Annotated in this window: 14 protein-coding genes and 1 pseudogene; 12 read left to right on the top strand and 3 right to left on the bottom strand. The window is 40.3% G+C overall.

Going from position 1 to position 21,469, the window contains the following annotated elements; translation table 11 throughout:
* Positions 1 to 68 precede the first annotated feature (68 nt).
* From TOL9009_RS0123430 to TOL9009_RS40245, 5 genes and pseudogenes are all read left to right on the top strand, one after another.
* Positions 69 to 1,250: a GAF domain-containing protein gene (locus TOL9009_RS0123430; protein ID WP_038296544.1), complete on the top strand. Its 1,182-nt coding sequence runs from the start codon at positions 69 to 71 to the stop codon at positions 1,248 to 1,250.
* 316 nt (positions 1,251 to 1,566) lie between these two features.
* Positions 1,567 to 1,800 carry a hypothetical protein gene (locus tag TOL9009_RS0123425; RefSeq protein ID WP_144238317.1) on the top strand — a complete coding sequence of 78 codons (234 nt, stop codon included), beginning with the start codon at positions 1,567 to 1,569 and terminating at the stop codon, positions 1,798 to 1,800.
* A 513-nt stretch (positions 1,801 to 2,313) separates the two neighbouring features.
* The gene (locus TOL9009_RS0123420; RefSeq protein ID WP_029635087.1) at positions 2,314 to 4,722 is read left to right on the top strand and encodes a sucrose synthase; all 2,409 of its coding nucleotides are present in this window, start codon (positions 2,314 to 2,316) and stop codon (positions 4,720 to 4,722) included.
* Between the two features lie 171 nt (positions 4,723 to 4,893).
* On the top strand, positions 4,894 to 7,905 hold the full coding sequence (pgmB, locus tag TOL9009_RS0123415) for a beta-phosphoglucomutase (protein ID WP_029635085.1): 3,012 nt from the start codon (positions 4,894 to 4,896) through the stop codon (positions 7,903 to 7,905).
* 339 nt (positions 7,906 to 8,244) lie between these two features.
* Positions 8,245 to 8,460, top strand: a pseudogene (locus TOL9009_RS40245) (KGG domain-containing protein); the annotation flags it as partial.
* A 363-nt stretch (positions 8,461 to 8,823) separates the two neighbouring features.
* Here TOL9009_RS40245 and TOL9009_RS0123400 read toward each other — a convergent pair.
* Positions 8,824 to 9,639, bottom strand: coding sequence for a carbonic anhydrase (locus TOL9009_RS0123400; protein WP_029635082.1), 816 nt, complete (start codon positions 9,637 to 9,639; stop codon positions 8,824 to 8,826).
* A gap of 246 nt (positions 9,640 to 9,885) precedes the next feature.
* Positions 9,886 to 11,436, bottom strand: coding sequence for a YcjF family protein (locus tag TOL9009_RS0123395; protein WP_029635080.1), 1,551 nt, complete (start codon positions 11,434 to 11,436; stop codon positions 9,886 to 9,888).
* 302 nt (positions 11,437 to 11,738) lie between these two features.
* On the opposite strand from TOL9009_RS0123395, the gene TOL9009_RS0123390 reads away from it, so the two are divergent.
* From TOL9009_RS0123390 to TOL9009_RS0123380, 3 genes are all read left to right on the top strand, one after another.
* A complete protein-coding gene (locus TOL9009_RS0123390) occupies positions 11,739 to 12,263 on the top strand; it encodes a DUF937 domain-containing protein (RefSeq protein WP_029635078.1) in 525 nt (174 codons plus the stop codon).
* A 151-nt stretch (positions 12,264 to 12,414) separates the two neighbouring features.
* The gene (locus TOL9009_RS0123385; protein ID WP_029635076.1) at positions 12,415 to 12,702 is read left to right on the top strand and encodes a hypothetical protein; all 288 of its coding nucleotides are present in this window, start codon (positions 12,415 to 12,417) and stop codon (positions 12,700 to 12,702) included.
* A 297-nt stretch (positions 12,703 to 12,999) separates the two neighbouring features.
* Positions 13,000 to 13,224, top strand: coding sequence for a hypothetical protein (locus TOL9009_RS0123380; RefSeq protein ID WP_029635075.1), 225 nt, complete (start codon positions 13,000 to 13,002; stop codon positions 13,222 to 13,224).
* Positions 13,225 to 13,256: 32 nt separating this feature from the next.
* Here the strand turns inward: TOL9009_RS0123380 and TOL9009_RS0123375 are convergent, their stop codons facing one another.
* A complete protein-coding gene (locus TOL9009_RS0123375) occupies positions 13,257 to 16,028 on the bottom strand; it encodes a CHASE2 domain-containing protein (protein ID WP_029635073.1) in 2,772 nt (923 codons plus the stop codon).
* Between the two features lie 840 nt (positions 16,029 to 16,868).
* Here TOL9009_RS0123375 and TOL9009_RS0123370 point away from each other — a divergent pair.
* From TOL9009_RS0123370 to TOL9009_RS0123355, 4 genes are all read left to right on the top strand, one after another.
* On the top strand, positions 16,869 to 17,291 hold the full coding sequence (locus tag TOL9009_RS0123370; protein WP_029635071.1) for a hypothetical protein: 423 nt from the start codon (positions 16,869 to 16,871) through the stop codon (positions 17,289 to 17,291).
* A gap of 102 nt (positions 17,292 to 17,393) precedes the next feature.
* Positions 17,394 to 19,574 (top strand): GumC family protein, encoded by a 2,181-nt coding sequence (locus TOL9009_RS0123365; protein ID WP_029635069.1) that lies wholly within the window; start codon positions 17,394 to 17,396, stop codon positions 19,572 to 19,574.
* 45 nt (positions 19,575 to 19,619) lie between these two features.
* A complete protein-coding gene (locus tag TOL9009_RS0123360) occupies positions 19,620 to 20,186 on the top strand; it encodes a serine O-acetyltransferase (RefSeq protein ID WP_029635067.1) in 567 nt (188 codons plus the stop codon).
* 54 nt (positions 20,187 to 20,240) lie between these two features.
* A complete protein-coding gene (locus TOL9009_RS0123355; protein ID WP_029635065.1) occupies positions 20,241 to 21,455 on the top strand; it encodes a glycosyltransferase family 2 protein in 1,215 nt (404 codons plus the stop codon).
* Positions 21,456 to 21,469 lie beyond the last annotated feature (14 nt).

Genomic DNA, 21,469 nt, shown 5'->3' with positions numbered 1-21,469 from the left:
AATGTTAATATTATAACGCGCCTGAATAATTGAATAGTGAAAATTATAGGGATTTAAAATAAATTGAAATGATTATCTATAAGTTTCTTTTGAGCTTGCGCTGTTTGCTGGCTCACGTTCAAAATACGAATCAGCGCCAAGTTAAGTATTACGACTCACAAGTTCTGCCTTCTGAAGAAAGCCGCTTGCTTCATAGGCTTAACTGCATTAGTCTTAACGAAAATGAGTCTAAGTGTCTGAATGCTCATCTAACAACAATCCTAGAGGAGCGCAATCAGGATAAAACCTCTGCGATCGCCTCAGATTGCATGGTACTTGAAATGAGTGAAGAAGAATTCCAGAAGTTTTCCAACTACTTAGGAGAAAATAGTACCTGCCAGTTCCGAGCCATAGTTCAGTCTGACAACAACCAGACTCAAGTAAAAAAACTGAGGATTATTGGTAATCATGGTCTGCGTTTATTTAATGTGATAGTCAAAAGTCACAATAGCAAGGAACTAGATCGGCAATACACTTACAAAGATAACAGTCGTCTTTCTATTCCCCTTAATGCAGCTCTTACCGAGGTTCACAAGACTGCCCAAATAAACTATCAGCGTCTCCAAAGTGCCAAGGACGTGTCTATTGATTTGGTTATTGGAAACCTGCTGCGTGCGGTGTTTGAAACCATCCGTCAATTAATGAGTGTAGACACTGTTACAGTTCTCTTGCCAACCGAAAATGGGCAGCAATTAGCTGTGTGTGCCACTATTGGACTAGAGGAGGAAATTTTAGAAAATATCAGAATTCCCCTTAATTGTGGTTTTGCAGGTCACATCGCTGCTAGTGGCAAGCATATGATTGTAGACGACTTATCAAAAATACAAGTAGTCAGTCCGATTCTGCGTAACAAAGGAATCCGATCAATGCTTGGTGTTCCCCTCCCGCTTAAAGACCAAGTAAACGGTGTCTTCCATGTTGGCACTTTACGTTCTCGGCAATTCACCAAAGATGAGGTACAGCAACTACAACTTGTCGCTAACCGTATTGGGTTAGTGATTGAACCCCTATTAAAATATTGTAAAATTACAACCCCAAACGAAGCTCAACTTGGTCATGTTTCCAACAAACAAGCTCTTGTGAGAAAAGAACAGTCTGTTAGAATACGGATTAACAAGAAGACACTATTAATACAAGTAACGCAATCATTGAAAAGCTTAATTTATATAAATTTCACCCAACAACATATTTTATGGCACAGGGGGTTTTAGAATTTTTTATTATGGTTGATTTGCACTCCCCATATGAGTACTCCATAAATACAGCAGCCTATCGCTAAACATCGAATATACTTAATAGACGTAGCAGTGCTACGTCTCTACAAGGCTTTGGGTTTTATATATGTACTTGATTTATGTAAAATATGCTGTAGCTTTTTATAGGAAACAGCAGTATTAATGCTTAATAGTGATTTTGACAATTAGCGTAAATTACGTATTTTCCTCATTTTAATTACAGCTTATGTTGTTGTTCAATTAAAAGCGAATATTTCTTTTGATGGGTGTAGGCTACAACTGGTTTTACTTTATGATTAAACACTTAAAAGTCGATTTGAGTAAACAACAAGAAAACTTTCTTGTTGTGGCAAAAGATGATAGTGATAAAAGTTACTTTATCATCCGAGATGGAGAAGAAACAACAGATGACTTTTTCTGGTGTAAAGCTAATAGACCATTGAAGCTAAGAGAAGTGGTTACTGGTTACTTGCATTCAGATACGTATTCGCATCTTAATAAAATGCACCAGCTAATAATTCAATAGACATCGACCGCTCTTTTAATATGCGTTACCATAAACCCAAGAGAAGTTACATGTAACGTCTCTACATTATTAGCAATTCACAGAATCAAGCAGCCAAAGCAACTTCTTGGCTGCTATTTTTATCAAAAGCAATATAAAGACGTTCCGGTGGAACGTCTCTACAAAGATTGTGATATTTTTATTAATCTTATTAAGAGATAATATAACTTAACTAGTTTGTAAATAAATAATCAATAATTGCAACAAAAATATACATTTTCATCATTTCACACCTTAGCTAGAAGCGATAAACTTTGACTTTCATTTATAATATGAGAATTAAACAAACACTTGAGGAACTGTATTAATGAAGGATAAAGGATAAAGTCTGAAAGCAATAAATTATATCAGACAATAAAAACTATGAAACGTAAATCATGTGTAAAGTCCTAACTTTATCCTTCTCCTCCACTCCTAGACTATGCGAACACACTTCATCCTTCAGTTGACAACCGCTAGGTTCAGGAATTCGCCATGCATGAACTATTTCAAGCTGTTTTAAACAGTGATGAGAAAACAGCTTTACGTCAGTTGGTCTTTGCATTAAATGTCTCAGGGAAGCGATACTTCTTGAGAAATGAAATTCTTTTAGCATTTGCAGAGTACTGTCAAGACTCGCAAAAACCTGCGTATTTTTACCATTCTTCCTCTTTAGGCAAGTTAATTCACTACACCCATGAAATAATTATCGAAGAAGAAAATACTTGGTTTCTTGTCCGACCGAAAATCGCTAGCCAAGAAATTTGGCGACTTGAAGCAAACATGAATTACGAGCTTCAAGAGCCAAAAGCATTGTTAGATGTGCGCGATCGCTTGGTTAACCGTTACCAACCAAACATCCTAGAAATAGACACCCATCCCTTTTATGAAGGTTCACCAAATGTCAGCGATCCGAGAAACATTGGTCAAGGTCTAACATTCCTCAACCGTTATTTATGCAATCAAGTATTAACCGATCGCCAGTACTGGTTAGATGTATTGTATGATGTTTTAGAAAGACGCGAACATGACGGCATCCCGTTGTTAATTAACGATCGCATTCATTCCGGTTCGGAATTATCTCAACAACTAAACGAAGCAATCAAATTAGTTAGCGATCGCCAACCTGATGAAGCATACGACAAATTTCACCTAGACTTTCAACAAATCGGCTTTGAACCAGGTTGGGGGAACACCGCTTCTCGCGTCAAAGAAACCCTCGAACTCCTCGAACGACTCTTTGAAAACCCAGAACCACCCATCCTCGAAGCTTTCGTTTCCCGGATTCCCGCAATTTTTCGCGTCGTCCTCGTTTCTATACACGGATGGGTTGGTCAAGAAGACGTTTTAGGAAGACCAGAGACAATGGGTCAAGTCGTCTACGTCTTAGAACAAGCTCGCAGCTTAGAAAATAAACTGCAAGCAGAAATTAAACTTGCCGGACTCGACCTGCTAAACATTAAACCCCAAGTTATTATTCTTACGCGTCTGATCCCCAACTGCCAAGGAACCCAGTGCGCCTTACGCGTAGAAAAACTTTTAGGAACAGAAAACGGCTGGATTTTGCGCGTTCCTTTCGGTGAATTTAATCCCGAAGTTACTCAAAACTGGATTTCCAAATATGAAATTTGGCCCTATTTAGAAACATTTGCCAATGACGCAGAAAAAGAACTGTTAGCTCAATTTAAGGGAACCCCTAATCTAATTATTGGCAACTACAGCGACGGCAACTTAGTAGCCTTCCTTCTCGCTCGTCGTCTTAAAGCCACTCATTGTCACATTGCCCACTCCTTAGAAAAACCCAAACATTTATTTAGCAACCTTTATTGGCAAGACTTAGAGAAACAATATCATTTTTCCGCGCAATATACCGCCGATATCATTAGCATGAATGCTGCCGATTTTATCGTCACCTCATCCTACCAAGAAATTGTCGGCACACCCGATAGTATAGGGCAGTATGAGTCCTACAAGTGCTTTACCATGCCGGAATTGTATCATGTGATTAATGGAATTGATTTGTTTAGTCCCAAATTCAACATGGTTGCACCCGGAGTAAACGAGAACATATTCTTTCCCTATAGCCAAGTTGAAGACCGAGAACAAAGCGTTATTACACGAGTTAAGGAGCTATTATTTGACCGTAAAGACCCGCAACTATTTGGTAATTTAGAAGACCCAAACAAACGAATAATTCTTGCAGTTGCTCCAATGACAGGAGTGAAAAACCTCACCGGTTTGGCAGAATGTTTTGGTAAAAGCCAGGAATTACAAGCGCGTTGTAACTTGATTATCCTTACCAGCAACCTACATGCTTCCGCTACTACCAACCAAGCAGAAGCCGTAGAAATTGAAAAACTCCAAGAGATTATTAAACAGTATAATTTAAGTGGGAAAATCCGCTGGTTGGGAATGCGCCTTAAAAGCATTGACCTCGCCGAAGCTTATAGAGCGATCGCTGATCGGCAAGGGATTTTTGTCCACTTTGCTCACTTTGAAGCCTTCGGACTCACAATTCTCGAAGCAATGATTTCCGGCTTACCAACATTCGCAACTCAATTTGGCGGAGCCGCAGAAATTGTCGGCGATCGCGACGATGAATTTCAAATCAATCCTACCGACTTAGAAGGGACAGCAGCGCGAATCTTGAACTTTATTGACCAATGTGAAACGAATCCCGAATATTGGCATAAAATCTCTGAGTGGGTCATCCAACGAGTTCGTAACAACTACAACTGGCATTTACACAGCAATCAGTTGTTATTATTAGCTAAAATATATACATTCTGGAGCTTTGTATCCCGTGAAAATCGTGAATCTCTGCTTCGCTATATGGAAACTCTATTCCATTTAGTTTATAAGCCAAGAGCCGAAGCAATCTTAGACGAGCATATGCATCGGTAAAAAAGAGGGGGAAGGGGGAAAGGGGAAAGGGGAAGGGGGAAAGGGGGAAGGGTACTGAGAAGATATGATCAGAATTCAGACCCCATCCATATGTTCAAGAGTCCCTAATCCCCAGTCCAACCGGTCCCTAGTCCCCTAATTTTGAATAGTCCTTCAACCAAGGCAGTTGTAATGGATACAACAGTTCACTCTCCAGATTTTATTTATACAGACTGGACATTAATCGAAACCAAAGTTGATTTTAACAAGTTTCCCCACAGAGAAACAGTTTTCACCATCGGCAACGGTTATTTAGGAACACGCGGCACTTTTGAAGAAGGCTATACACAAGCATCACCTGCTACATTAATTCACGGTGTTTACGACAGTGTGCCAGTAGTTTACACTGAACTTGTAAATTGCCCCGACTGGCTACCACTGATAGTAATTGTTGATGGCGATCGCTTTCGTCTCGATCAAGGAGAAATATTAACTTACGATCGCCAGCTTGACTTGCTCCGGGGACTTATTAGCCGGACAATACGTTGGCGCACTCCTACAGGAAAAACCATAGACTTGAGTTTTCAACGCTTTGCTAGTTATGCCGATCAACATGTCTTAGCCCAGCGTTGCCAAATCACCCCAGTCGATTTTGATGGATTAATCGAAATTCAAGGTAGTATTAACGGTTATCCAGAAAATCAAGGCTTCAACCATTGGGAAGCACTCGATCAAGGAAACATCGACAACGGAATTTGGTTGTATCGTCGCACTCGCAACTCCCGCATCGAAATCAGTCTCGCAGCGCGGATGACACTATCTGGGGCAGATGCGTCTATGCTTGTTACCAGCGCACCGGGTTATCCTACGTTAAATACCAAATTCCAGGCGATCGCCCAACAAACAGTCACCTTAGAAAAGATAGTTACAGTTTTTACCTCGCGAGAAGTAGCGCATCCCATCGCAGCAGCTCAAGAAAAACTTGCTCAATTGCCTTCTTACTCCAAGTTGCTCGATGCTCACGAAAAAGCCTGGGATGAAGTTTGGCAACAAAATGACATTGTAATTGAGGGAGACAGTAGAGCGCAATTCGCAGTCCGCTACAATATCTTTCAGATGCTCATCGCCGCTCCCCGATACGACGATAAAGTGAGTATTCCCGCGAAAACACTTTCAGGATTTGGTTATCGGGGTCATGTATTTTGGGATACGGAGATTTTTCTGTTACCATTTTTTACTTACACCCAGCCGCACATCGCCCGTAACTTGCTATCATACCGCTACCACACCTTAAATGGAGCCAGACGCAAAGCATCTCATGATGGGTATAAAGGAGCAATGTTTGCTTGGGAAAGTGCCGATACTGGTGATGAAGTTACCCCACGTTGGGCATTACCTAACGATCCTTACGGTGAAGACGTGCGAATTTGGTGCCGCGATCGCGAAATTCACATCAGTGCAGATATCGCCTACGCCGTGTGGTACTATTGGCAAGCCACAGGTGACGACGAGTGGATGGAAGACTACGGCGCCGAGATTATTTTAGACACCGCCATATTTTGGGCTAGCCGAGTTGAGTACAACACAAAGGATGAAAGATACGAAATTCGCGGGGTAATAGGCGCCGATGAATATCACGAATTCGTCCATAACAACGCCTTTACCAATCGGATGGTACAATGGCATTTGGAAAAAGCCATTATAGTTCAAGATTGGCTGCGTCAAAATAAGAGCGATCGCGCCACTGAATTAGAAGAGAAATTAAAATTAACCCCAGGTAGGCGATCGCGTTGGCAAGATATCATTACAAATATCTGGATACCCTACGACGCATCAACCAAGTTAATTGAGCAATGCGAAGGATTTTTTCAATTAGAAGATATTAACTTGCAAGAATACGAACCGCGCACTCGGTCTATGCAAACTATTTTAACCATCGAAGGCGCTAATAAACGGCAAGTCCTCAAACAGCCAGATGTCTTAATGCTCCTTTATTTAATGCGGCAATCACAGGAATTTCCCTACAACCAAGAAAATTTAGAGAAAAACTGGGATTACTACGCACCTCGCACAGACATTACTTATGGTTCATCCCTTGGTCCTGCCATTCACGGTATCTTAGCCTCAGACTTAGGCAAAACAGCCGAAGCTTACCAAAGATTTATGCAAGCAGCAATGGTAGACTTAGAAGATGTGCGCGGCAACGCGGCTGAGGGAATTCATGGTGCCAGTGCTGGTGGAGTTTGGCAAGCCGTAGTTTTCGGCTTTGGTGGTATCCAACTCCACGAAAATCAACCCGTAGCCAACCCCCACCTAGTTCCAGGTTGGACACGCTTAAAATTCAAGCTTCAATGGCGTGGAAAATCGCACGAATTCGACTTACAGCCGGTAATGGGACAAGGAGACATGGGGACAAGGGGACAAGAGGGACAAGGAGACATGGGGACAAGGGGACAAGGGGACAAGGGAGATAAGGGAGCAATATCTTCCTCATCCCCCCCTCTCCCCCTCCCCCACTTCCCCACTTCCTCATCCCCCCTCGACATCCGAGGATTCATCTTTGACTTAGATGGTGTGCTGACGGATACGGCAGAATTTCACTATTTAGCTTGGCAGAAATTGGCAGATGAAGAGGGTTTACCTTTTACCCGCGAAGCTAACGAATTTTTGCGAGGTGTGTCGCGTCGCGAATCGTTGCTGCTGATAATCGGAAATCATAAAAAGTATTCAGAAGCCGAAATACAGGAGATGATGGAGCGTAAGAACCGCTATTATGTAGAATCCATTGAAAACATCTCCCCAGCAGATTTATTGCCGGGAGCGCTGCCATTTTTGGATGAACTGCGACAAGCGGGAATTAAAATCGCTTTAGGTTCTGCGAGTAAGAATGCTCGATCAGTTATCGAACGATTGGCAATTGCGAGTAAAATAGATGCGATCGCTGACGGTTACAGTGTAGAAAAACCCAAACCAGCACCCGATTTATTTCTGTTTGCGGCACAACAATTAGGACTTCAACCAGCGCAATGTGTAGTTGTCGAAGATGCAGGTGCAGGTATTGAAGCAGCTTTAGCAGCAAGTATGTGGGCGATCGGACTCGGACCAGTTGAGCGAGTTGGTGCAGCTCACATAGTTTTACCAAGTTTAGCATATGCCGCTTGGTCAGATATCCGCGCTAAATTGGAGAATGTTGTTAGAAAATAGCGGTGAAATTCGTAGTAAGCGTTTTAACGCTTAATTGAGCAGTTTACTGCTCACTACGAGTTTTCAAATCACAAGTATGTTTTTTAACGCTTCCGAAGGGCATTAAAATACAGCTTGGTTTCTCAGCTTTGGGAGAAGATTTCATGTTTTGTAACTATAACTTCGGTTATATATCTGAAGTTAAAATTCAATCTTAAATCTTTCTTCCAAAAGACACATGAATACTGCTGACTATGAGAGCTAACTTTATACAGTAAATCAGCCAAAATAAAAAGCCAACAAAATTTATTCTCGGCTGAAAAACCAAAAAGTTTAATTACTTTCAAGCGGTAGTATATCATGTCAGATACAAGCAACCGTGGTTTTGCTTCGATGGATGATGAGAAGCAACGTGAAATTGCCAGCAAGGGTGGACACGCTGCCCATGAGAAAGGCACTGCTCACGAATTTACATCTGAAGAAGCTCGTGAAGCTGGACGCAAGGGTGGCGAAACTACTAGTCAAGATAGAGAGCATATGTCTGAAATCGGTCGCGAGGGTGGCAAAAATTACCATAGCGGCGGTGGCAAACAAGACTCATAATAGTACGTCACCCTTGCCGCTGCTGCTGACAGTGAAAAAATAATTTTTAGTAAGCGTTGAAACGCTTATAGGACTTATATCATGTCCGATAAATTACCCCTAATGTAGAGAGACGTTCCACCGAAACGTCTCTACGACGGTTGCGACGTTTTTGTTACTTCAGTTCCTTTTCTTCCACGGCGTCAACTTTATCTTGCAACGGCTTGACTACTCGTGCGATCGCGTTCGCGGAGCGTCTGCTGAAGCAGATCGCTCCGAGAGATGAGGAAGTAAAACGCCATCGCGCGTGGTAACGCGAGTGCGAATACTTCTGGCATGTTCGCTCTTATTGAGTTATCAGTTTGCCGCTGAACCTCGATAAATTCGTTCTGCCTGCTCTTTTGATAGTCGTGTTATTGGAAACTTTTGCGCGTTAAAGATAACTTCTTGAGGCTGTTCAACTGGCATTTGTTTTTGGGAGATGGTTTTGATTAAATTGCCATTTAATAACTCTTCAGTAACTCGGATCTCATCGATTTCATCAGTTTGAAGCTGGTTTTGAGGCAAGACATAAGCATGACTTTCTGCATCGAAGGCTAAAACTTCTCCTTTCTCAATGTTGTAAATCCATGCGTAAATATTTAGTTGCCCAGCGTACAGCTTAGAGCGAATAACTGGATAAGTCCGCAAATTTTCAATTTGAGTCAGTACATTTTCAGCAATTACAATTTCTAATAGTTCTTCCCCTTCGTATTGGCTGTAATGGTCTTTTACCAATCGTCGGGTTGCCTCTGCATACTTTAACCAATCATGCACAAGCGGCATTTCCTCTCGCAAGGTGTGTAACTTCATCAGCCCTTTCATTGCACCGCAATGCGAGTGACCGCAGACAATAATTTGTCCAATATCTAAAGCTTGCACAGCGTATTCAATTGTGGCACCTTCACCGCCGTTGGTTGCTCCAAATGGCGGAATAATGTTGCCAGCATTGCGGATAACAAACAATTCACCTAAGTTAGCTTGCGTAATTAGGTTTGGGTCTATACGCGAATCTGAACAAGTAATAAACAACACTCTAGGTTTTTGACCAAGAGATAGTTGTTCAAAGAGTTCTTGATGTGTGCTAACATAATTAGCCTTGAACTGGCGCAGACCTTTAATTAATTTTTTCATTACTTTTAACTTTGACAGGACTTACGCAACTGGCATATATCTTTGTGTCAAGAGTCAAGTGGTGTTCACGCATTCAAGGTTTTTGGACTTTGGAATGAATGACTTGGGACGATTTTAAAGGACAAATATGACATTTGCGTAAGTCCTATTTTACTTATAGTTGCAGCGCTTGTGGGATTGGGGTAGCTACGATCGCGCTCTTCGTCCGAAATAAGTTAGTTTAAAATGAGTACCTCAAATAAACCGTTAATCTCCAGTCTCCAGTTCCTTTTCTTCCACGGCGTCAACTTTATCTTGCAACGGCTTGACTACTCGTGCGATCGCTTGTTGAATAAAAGCCTTCACAAATTCATCGCGTCGGTTAATTTGAAACTGTCGCTGTACTACCTCCGTCATCCCCCCATCACCCCAATCTTGATCGTGACGGAAATACTCAATAAAACTCTTACCAGCAATCCGAGTTAAATAAGCCGCTGTCACACCTTGAATTGCCCGACCGACAATAAATGTGGCAACATTAAGTTGCAATGCAGTTGAAAGTAATTGAATCGCTCCCTTGACAATACCCAAACTGGCAAGAGTTTTCGCCAAAGACAATGCTAACTCTCGTCCGCGCTCCAAATTCAACTCACAGCCGTAGATTTTACCAATTTCCACAACCATTTGCGCGTTGACGGCGGCTGTAGCTAGCAAATCCACCATCGGTAAAGGCGTTACCGAAACTACACCAGCACCAATCCACTGAAACCGATCAACAATTTTATCAGCTTGACGGCGACGTTGAGCATCGATGAGTTTGCGGGCTTCTTCTCCCAATCGCATTGATTGCAGCAAAATATTATCTGCCACTAAATCTTCACCTTCTGCCCGCAATATTGCAGCCATTCGCCGCAATAATGGTAAAATATCTGCTTCAGGCTGATAGATTTCGCCATTTTCTAATTGTGCAGCTTCAGGATTAGCAGCGATCGCCACAACATCAGTTGCGGCAATAAATCCCCGCACTCGTTGGCGCAACCGTGCGAGAATAGCTTCTTTATCTTCTTCGGTGTACATATCGATTTTGTTGAGAACCAAAAGCGATCGCTTACCAATTTCCGCCAAAGTCCGCAACGGTTCATATTCAGAGCGCCGTAAATCATTATCCACCACAAACAACAGCAAATCAGCTTCAGTCGCCAGTTCTCGCGCTAACTGTTCGCGTTCGGTTCCCGCTACCCCCGCTTCTAAAATCCCCGGCGTATCCGTAATTAAAATCTTACGTTCTAATCCCTTCAACCGCAAACAATAAGTTTCCCCTACCTGAGTAGTTCCCATTGGTGCATCGACACGTCCCACCATGCGTCCCATTACCCCATTTACCAAAGAAGTTTTACCCGCACTTCCTGTGCCAAATACGACTACTTGAATTTCGCGACGTGCTAAATTTGCCTCAATTTCACGCGATCGACTCAGTAAAGCTTGCTTTTGCACTTCATCTTGAATTATTGATACTTGTTGCCGCACAGCTTGTAATGTAGAAGAAGCCGCTTCAGATTTGACAGCAGGAATTTCCGCCGCAGTCACACGACGTTTGCGTTGCCGCTTCTCACTTTTTTGAATTACCAACACATAGTAGACAAAAGCGGCAATTAATGCTCCAATCAAAACAACTAGCAGCATCAACAGCAAATTGCCCAAAAGCGGCGAATAAGACAACTGCCAATAAAGGCGTGATAGCGAATCAATCAGCCACAGGCTTAGTCCTAAAATCAGGATGAGACCAACAATCAGCGTTACTATGCGCGACAGAGGCATGGATGGCATAGATTAGTGGGTAAAGCAGATGATGCTTTTTATCTTAATCTTAATGGTTTGATATTGTAGCTGGGGGAAGATGGCGATTTTTCCACCGCTATGTTTTTGTACAAGCGAAGACAATGCAGCTCTTAATATCAAGGTAATTAAAAGTTAATTTCATCACACTTGCAATTTTAGTGGCACTCAACATGTGAAAATTTGCATTAGACATCTTCTAGAGACGTAGCAATGCTACGTCTGTTGGGGTTTAAAAGAGCGATCGATGTCTAGTACCCTCAAAACAAAAGGAGAAAAAAGGTATGGGACTTTTTGAACAAATTATTGGTGCTGTTGCTAATCCCAATCAACAAGGCAACATCGGACAAATAGGTAATATCATCAACACCGTACAGCAACTGAGTAATACCACTGGGGCAGATTCTGGCACCATGCAGACGGTTTTCTCAATTGTCGGTGGACAAGTACGTTCTGCTTTACAACAAAAGCGAGAAACAGATGGTAATGAGGCAGCAGAAGCTGTAGTAAATCAATTTGGTGGTACTTCTGCCAACTATGACGCCGTTGCTTCGCTCTTCTCACCTGGGATGCAGCAACAATTAGCTGAAACTGTTGCCCAACGTACTGGATTAGATGCAAATATGATTCAACAACTACTACCGATGCTAGTTCCGGTAGTGTTGAATGTGTTGAAATCTGGAGCGAACACTCAAAATCCACTAGGGGGAGGAAATCCGGTGCTGAATTCTTTCTTGGATGCTGATAACGATGGGGATGTTGATATTGCAGACGCGATGCAAATGGCTAATCGCTATATGGGAAGGTAAATAAGGAACGTTGTTAGTTGTTAGTGGATAGTATTTGTAGGGTGTGTTACGCGATCGCGCTAACGCACCATTCTCGACGGTACGAAGCGTCTCGGTGTTCGTATTAAAACACCTCGGAGCAATGTTAATAAAAAGAGTTAGCGGGACTGATATGGAAACGATGAAGTTACGAGCGCATATTGGAGCAGATGGTATATTGCAAATCCAAACACCCACTGATTTAAAAGATATTTCTGTTGAGGTGGTGCTGGTTGTACAGCCGTTACCCAATGTAGAAGTTGCAATATCCTCAGAACCCCAACCGCGTCATAACGCTTGGGGAAAGCCCACTACTAAAAAATCGATAAGTAATGCGATCGCTCTTATGGAACAACTACGAAAAGAAGTAGCGTTGGATAAAACCTCAATCCGCTCCATGATTGAAGAAGGGCGAAGATAATAAGATGCAGTTTGTTAAATATAGGACTTACGCAACTGGCACATATATCGATCTTCAAGAGTCAAAGGTCATTCATTCGGTGATTTTTGAACTGTTGACCTTTGACTCTTGACAACCTCTACGAAAAAAATATGACACTTGCGTAAGTCCTAAAATAATAGAACTTAAAGACCTTCATCAACTCTTTAAGTATTAAAAATAACTTCTTGCCTAAGTCTTTACTCGTGCTTTATCTAACTTTACAGTTACTCTTACTATAATTTTAGCTGTTGAGTTTCAGAAAAAACACTTACATAAATGAAGCACGCCGATAAAACAACTACATTATTAGTTTCTCTACAAATCTTACTAAGCCTAGGTTTAACTACTCAGGTTAAGTCAGAATTAGAAACCAGGAGTACTTTTTTAGCAGAAAAAATCATTTTTACCGAGAATTTTGACCCACCAGGTAAAGGTAAACCAAAAGATACCTTTGGTGCAGGTTCTCGCGGTAGGTTAAAGTGTCACCAAAAAGACAGTTAGATACAGGTTATCACTCCTACACCCCTTCGACCTCAAGGATAATATAAATGTTCAAAGGAATCTGATATTATCTGCTCAATAAATATTTGATTTTCTTCGCTCTCTGCTTGCTTGAGATATTCAATAGCAATTTGTCCGGCAGTTGGTTGCTCTTTGGAAATAGCCACTAGCAACTCCACAGTCTGACAAAGTTTAATTTTTTCTAAGTGCTTAATCGTAACAATTGGCAGAATAATAGCACTCATTACTAACCCGATAGTTGAGGGTACAAGAGGAATCCACCAACCATGTAGAAAAGTAACGTAAGCAATTACAGATACTCCAGAAGCGGCAATAATAATAATAACGACTAGGGATTTCAGTGACTTCATCTGCCAACTTAACGCCGCTCCGACAAGGCAGCAAAGCAAAATCCACAGGCACTCAACACCTTTAGACCAGACTCGTAGCATCGGGCGCCCATGTAGCGCTGCACTCAAAATTTGGCTGGTAATATTAGCGTGAATTGTCACTCCTGCCATTCGTTTTGGGGAGCCAAAGATGCGACTGCTGTAGGGAGTTTGAAACAAGTCGTTGAGGCTCTCAGCCGTTGCACCAATCAGAACTATGCGATCGCGCACTTTCTCTTCTGGTATCTTATTTTGCAACAAATCTGCGAACGAAAAAGTCTGAAACTGTTCCTGAGTTCCGTGAAAGTTGAGTAAAATTTGATAGCCACCGACATCAGCTCGGACATACCCACCATCCCAAGCAGCAAAAGGAGAAATCACCGCTTTCCCTAATTGAATTTGCTTGCTGAGGGGGTCAGTTTGGGGAGTAATCTTTTGGGCTTCTAAATAGCGTAGTGCTAATTTTAAGCCCAGATTTAAGCGTAATTCCCCATTATCGAGTCGAACTGAAAGCAAGGCTCGACGCAGCTTGCCATCTCCATCCAAAACCTGATCGGCAAGTCCCACTTGACCCAATTGAGCTAAAACTGGGGGTGGGGGAATTTGGTTATTTACTGCCTTTTCAATGCCAATCAAATTCGGAGTAGTTTTAAATAAACTGACTAATTTTTCATAACCTGGTTCTACAGGGAAATCTCGATATAAATCCAGCCCGATTGATGACGGTTTGTAGCTTTTTAATCTTTGGATGGCTTGAGCTAACATATCATCCGATAGAGGATACTCACCCATTTGCTTAAAAGCCGTCTCATCAATCGCAATAATGGTAATACGAGGGTCAATTTCTGCTTTGGGACGTGCTTGAAAAAAGCGATCCAGCATCGTCAACTCCATACCCTGTAGTATTCCAGTCAAACGCACAAGAATAACCAAACCGGCAACTAACAGAGCAATGCTGCCAATCCAACCTTTGCCCAAACGTATTTTTTTAGCATATCTTCGTGCGGTTTTTCGTGCATCTACCAGAATTTGATTTGCTTGCTTTGCCGCTTGCAGAGCAAATTGTGCTTTTTCTCTTTCAATTTGTCGCTCACGTTTTTCTGCCGCTAAATCGCTTTCAATTCTTCTTTTAGCAAGTTCTTGACTTGCAGCTAAAAAGCGATAATCTAAGTCACTAAGTTTTTTATCTTTTGCCCAAATTAATGCTTGATGCAACGTTATACCTACCAAAAGCTGTGACTCGTCCTTCTGTTTCGAAGCAATCCAAGCTTTAAAGCTTTGCGCGTAAGGACGCATATTGTCCAATTGCTTGGCAATCCATTCTGAGTTAAACACAGCTTGATAAATGGGGTTTTTTATCTTTAGGTATCCCTGGTCATTAACAACTAAACCTGATAAAAGAAGTTCAATTTGTTCTCGACTGTCATCAGTTGGTACTTCCTCATCTAAAATCCGCTGACATATTCCTAGTATCCGTCCAGCAATTTTCTCATTGCTTAACAAGCGATCGCGAATTGTCCGCAAATGCTCCGGTTCATCCTGAAATTCCCACTTATGGATGATGCGTGACCTGACAATACTTTCCACCCAAAATGCTTCAGTTCCAGGGGGAATAGTCAGTCTTTCATTCACCCTATCTTGACTCAAATTCACAACTAACTGACATAGCTTTTGTGTCAAAAACGGTTGTCCATTTGTCCAAGCTAAGATTTCTTTGACAATTGCTTGAGCGTTATCAACTTTAACTTCTAATCCCTTAACTAATGGCTGGATTTCATCTAAATTTAAGCCATGCAATTCTATGGCTTTACCAATATTAAAAGGGGTGCGGTTTAAATCTTGAATTAAATCTGATGGTGTTGTTACTCCAAAAAGCACAAACGTAATGCGGTTGTATTCTGGATCGATCGCTCGCTGATTATAACAAAATCGAATTAAAGCAAAAAAATCATCTACAGAAAAATCAAGACTTTTGATACTATCAACTTCATCTATAAAAATAAACATTTTTTTATTCGGAAATTGAACTAACAGTACTTCGGAAATAAATCGGCTCACTCTTTGAAGTAAAGGAATATCTTCATGCTCTTGCCACCAAGCTTTTAAGTTAATTTTTCCTAACAGCTTAAAACCAGACCATAACTCACCAACTACTCCCTTGTACCATTGGTCTGGAGTAATATTTTCACAGCCAACATTTGTCAGATCAACCGAAGCGCAGATAAAGCCTTCTTGTTGCAAGCGATATCGAGTTTTTACTAGTAAAGAGGATTTACCAGTTTGCCGTGAGTTGAGGACGTAGCAAAACTCACCCTCGTGCAATGCTTCATACAGTTGCGAATCAGCTTGTCTTTGTACATAGCTTGGAGCATTACTGGTTAGACATCCACCGACTTGGTATTTATAACAGGTCATTTGAGCGTTTGATTGATAATTTAACAATCTCCGAGTTTTAAGTTGAAAGTGTAGTATATCTTGGAGTAATTTCCAACACACATCCTTTCAATCTTTGTATTTGCCTTACTCTTGAGAATGGTGCGTTAGGGACGAAAGTACAGCACCTGACAAATACCTAATTTTCTTCAAAAATAAAATTCGATTTCTATATTGAATATATTTTCACCGGAGATAAATCTACTTATTTATATAGACTTCAATAACTTGGCTCAAAGCCCTTGTTATTATCCATATATTACATTTGCCTGCAATTGAATTTTACCCTTAATTAAAGCCTTTTTGCCAAAAGAGTGCAATCATATTTTTTACTCATAAGTGTATAATACGTCAGCTATCACGTATGTAGAGTAAACAGTTCAAAGATTATTTTTGTGACATAGTTAGGAGCTTTGACCCACCTTTCTTACCTTTCCCACCTTTTATGTCCTTTCAAGAGAGGTGTTTATACATATGCAGTCGGTTTGATTTTACCTACTTTTCCCACCTTCTTATTTTTGAATATATTGTATGATAATTTACAGATAACCTAAGTTATCAAAATAACATTATTAAAATAAAAACAACTTGATCGGGCAAATTAGTGATGTATTTTTTTACCTTGTATATTTTTGTTCTAATTGAATAAATGAAGACGAAAGTCTTTGATTTGTATAATTTAAAAACAAAAAAATACAAATTTTGTCTATCAATGTGTATACAATTCAATAATTGATTTTTGTCAATAGGAGTTGGGCTTTGATGGTCTTTTTGATCTCAGTCCCTCCAGCATTACCTTCTTTATATGGAATGTTTTTATCAATGATAGAGGTAAAATTACACAAAAGGTGTGACCAAAATCGAAAACGTTCAAAGCGACGGTCTATTTACTGTCCAATTGATGGATGCTATCTCCATAGTGTGAGTCAAAAGTATTCATTGTTTGCCAACGTCGATTTACTCAAGCAAAAAAAACTCAGCCGAAAAAAGACGAATTTAGCTACTCAAAGCACAGTTAACCTAAAAGGTGAATGGTTAGAAGCATTTTGGTGCGATCGCTGTCAAAAAACCCAGTGGTATCATGTTCAAAAACTGAATGATTATACATACAAAGTGTCTGTAGCACCAGCACAAATTTGGCAGCAAGCCGTAGGAGTAGCTCATACCGAAGGCAATCCCAGCGTTAGCGAATTTACTCGGAAAAATGCAAGTGGTTCCCCAAATGCAGTAAAAACTTACTATTAACAAGATAACTAACTAAAAGAAACGTTGTTTCGTTAAAGTCATCCTTAGTCATTTGCGTTTTTCACTAATAACTAAGGACTATTGTACAATCAGGTAACTCACATGCAAACTAAAGACAATCAAGAAGAAATAGACATTCAACAATATTGGCTAGTTTTAAAACGTCGCTGGAGAGTTGTAGTGGCAGTTTTTCTTGCTTCAGTAGGATTAACAGGTTTTGCGATCTTTAAGCAAAAACCTAAATACGAGGCAAGTGGAATGATACTTTTTAAATCAGATCGAATCTCTTCCCTAACAAAAGCAGGTGAAAAAATAGGTGATTTAGAATCTTTAGTGCGTGAAGTTAATCCTTTAACAACACAAGCTGTAATTTTAAAATCTAAACCTCTTTTAAAAGCAGCTATCAAGACTGTCGGTATAGTAGATAAAAAAGGTAAACTCCAAGAACCAGAGTTACTTGACCTCAAAGTTGAACCAATTGTTGGCACAGATGTACTAAAAGTTTCCTACACATCAAAAAATGCGAAAAAGTCAGCATCACTAGTTAATGAGTTGATGCAATCTTATATTAAAAATAATATTCAATCTAATACTTCTCAAGTCTTGGCAGCTGGTGAATTTATTAAAGAACAACTACAGTTGTCTCAACAAGAATTAGACCGGACAGCAGAGGCACTACGTCAATTTAAAAACAAAAATCAAATTATCGAACTTCCAGAGGAAGCAAGTACCGCTATTAAAAATATTGCCCAGCTAGATGGGGAAATAAATCAATCTAAAGCAATGCTTACAGATGTGAGTGCTCAAGAAGCACAAATAGGTAAGCAATTAAATTTGCAAAGACAGCAAACTCTAAAAATTACTTCCCTCAGTCAAATAGCTGGTGTACAGGATGCTTTAGGTGAGTTACAAAAATTACAAACTAAGCTAGCAACTGAAAAAACACGTTACACCGACGATCATCCATTTATCATTGCCTTACAAAATCAAGAAAGAAGTTTAAAATTGTTATTACAGCAGCGGGTCGATCAAGCAACAGGAAGTAAAGAAAATGTTTCCGTTGGCAATTTGCAAATAGGAAAGATTAAGGAAGATTTAGCAACTAAATATTTACAATTACAAGTGGAACGACAGGGTTTAGAGAAAAAAATACAAACTTTGTCTAATATCCGGGGAACTTATCAGCAGAAATTGGCTATTATGCCAAATTTAGAAAAGCAGCAAGGAGATTTAGAGCGAAAATTGACTGTTGCCCAAACTAATGTCGAAACCCTTGTAACCAGACAAAAAGACATTCAAATAGCAGAAAAGCAAAGTATTGGAACTGCCAGAATAATTGAACTTGCAGAAGTTCCGGAAAAACCAATTTTATCTAAACTAACACTGATGTTAGCAGGAGGTAGTGTATTTGCCGGTTTGTTATTTGGTGTAAGTGCTGCATTTTTTGTAGATTTAATTGATAAATCCTTAAAAACAGTTAAGGAAATCGAGATATTTTTTGGCTACAGTTTAGTCGGGTTAATTCCCAAGTTTGAATCAAATAGTAAATCTATTTATATTAACTTGTTTGAAGATGCGATCGCACCTTCTACTCCTAGCTTAATGATTCATCAAGCATATCAAATGCTTCAGGCAAATTTAAAATTTATTAGCCATAAAAAAGTCCGCACCATTGTAGTCACCAGTTCTCTGACGGAAGAGGGAAAATCAGAAGTTTGTGCAAATTTATGTGGAGCGATCGCTCAAGCAGGACGACGAGTTTTACTAGTTGATGCAGACATGCATTCTCCATCACAACATCATTTGTGGGGTTTAATAAACTCAGTCGGTTTAAGTAATATTATTGTTGGTCAAGATGAATTTCCCCAAGCTATACGAGTAGTCACAAAATATTTATCTGTCCTCACAGCGGGAGTCCAACCTCCTAACCCCTTAGCTTTAATTGATTCCGATCGCATGACTTCTTTGATTGATAAATTCTCGCAAAGCTATGACTACATCGTATTTGATACTCCTCCTTTAGTTAACACAGTTGATGCAGCAGTTCTGGGAAAAATGGTGGATGGAGTTTTATTAGTAGCTCAACCTGGTGTTTTAGATTTAGCTAGCGCTAAAGCTGCTAAGTCGCTGCTAGAACGTTCCGAAGCTCACGTTTTGGGCATTATTGGCAATGGTGTCGATGTCAAGCAGGAACCTGACAGCTATTTTTATTACTCCAAACGTCGAGTTGGGCAGAGTATCACACAAACTGAAAGAGAAATTGAACCGTTGATGTACAAATAAGTCAAACTCAGCAGTGTTTTCAAGTTCCTTAAGGAGTAATAAATAATGAGTGTAAAAATTGACTTGAGAGCAAATAAAAATCAAGTATCTACTTCTTATATAAGTTTTTGGCAGCAAATTAAAGAAGACTGGATTGCTCATGGACGTGATTGGACTAAACCAGGATTTAGAGCAGTTGCGGTTCACCGTTTTGGAGTCTGGAGGATGAAAATTCAACCGAAACTACTTCGTGCACCCTTCAGCATTCTATATCGAATGTTGTTTCGCAAAATTCGCAACACTTATGGAATTGAACTACCTTACACTGTCGAACTTGGTCGTCGGGTAATTATTGAACACCAAGGAGCAATTGTTATTCATGGAAATTGTTCGATTGGTGATGACAGTATTATTCGTCAAGCTGTTACTTTAGGAAACCGTCATTTAGATCGTCTCTTTGATGCACCAAAATTAGGTAAACGTGTCAATGTTGGTGCGGGAGCGAAAATTTTTGGTAACGTCACTATTGGAGATGGTGCAAATATTGGTGCTAATGCTGTAGTTCTCTACGATGTTCCCGCAGGAGCAACGGCAGTTGGCATACCTGCAAAAATTATTTCTGCAAAACTTTAAATTATCTAATTGCCAAAAGTGGTGACTCAAGTAATTAATTGAGGTAACAATGCTATGTCTATTAGCCATTTCCTGGCTTTATTTCTTAATGCTGCTCTGACATTGAGCGCATTATTTTTATTTGTTATTTGCTTATTTTTTCTGATTGAATGTATTGCATCTCTGTTTCAAACGGCTAATGTTGCTGATAAAAATAATTGGCAAGATACCAAAGTTACTGTTTTAGTACCAGCACACAATGAAGAAGTTGTAATTGGTTCAACATTAGAAAAATTGACCCCAGCTTTAAAAAAACAAGACCGCTTGGTAGTGGTTGCTGATAATTGTCATGATGCAACAGCTGAGATTGCCCGTACAATGGGTGCAACAGTTATTGAACGTCACGATATTCAGCGCAAAGGTAAGGGATACGCTTTAGATTATGGCTTACAGTTCATTGAGTCAGATCCTCCTGATGTAGTTGTAATAATTGATGCTGATTGTACAGTTTATGAAGATGCGATCGCTCAATTATCTCAGCGTGCGATCGCTCTGATGCGACCAATCCAAGCTACCTACTTGATGGTAAGACCAAAAAACTCTCAGTCGTCAAAAGACTTTGTTTCCCAATTTTCCATCATCGTCAAGAACTTAGTTCGTCCCCGTGGAACAGCCTACTTGGGACTGCCCTGCTCCTTACTGGGTACAGGTATGGCTTTCCCTTGGTCAATCATTCGCACTTGTGATTTAGCCAACGATCAACTGGTTGAAGACTTAAAACTAGGCTTGGATTTAACCATAGCTGGACACGCACCAGTATTTTGTCAAGAAGCAAAAGTAACAGGGTATTTGCCACAGCAATTGGAAGCTGCAAAAAGTCAAAGAACTCGTTGGGAACACGGTCATTTCCAAAATATGCAGACTTATGTCCCCATTTTGCTCAAAGAAGCAGTGAAGCAAAAAAGGTTTGACTTGTTATTAAGTGTCCTAGATTTGTGTGTACCTCCTTTAGCTTTACTTGTTGTTATCTGGTTATTGCTGATGATAGTTTCTCTAGTGTTTGTAATTTTCACAACATCATGGATACCAGCAGCAATTGTAGCGACAGCGGGATTTTGTTTTCTGATGGCAATTCTTATCGCTTGGGGTAAATTCGCTCGTCAAGAGTTACCTATAGACAAACTTTTAACCATTCCTTTTTACGTTTTCTGGAAGATACCAGTTTATCTTCAATTTTTAGTAAAACCTCAAAGTGGGTGGGTTCGTACACAAAGAGACAAAATATCGTAAAACTTGGCGAGGAA

Origin of the sequence: [Scytonema hofmanni] UTEX 2349, from assembly GCF_000582685.1 — a bacterium.
Lineage (GTDB): Bacteria > Cyanobacteriota > Cyanobacteriia > Cyanobacteriales > Nostocaceae > Hassallia > Hassallia hofmanni.
Note: the sequence above shows the minus strand (reverse complement) of the source record. Positions and strands in the feature narration are given on the sequence as shown.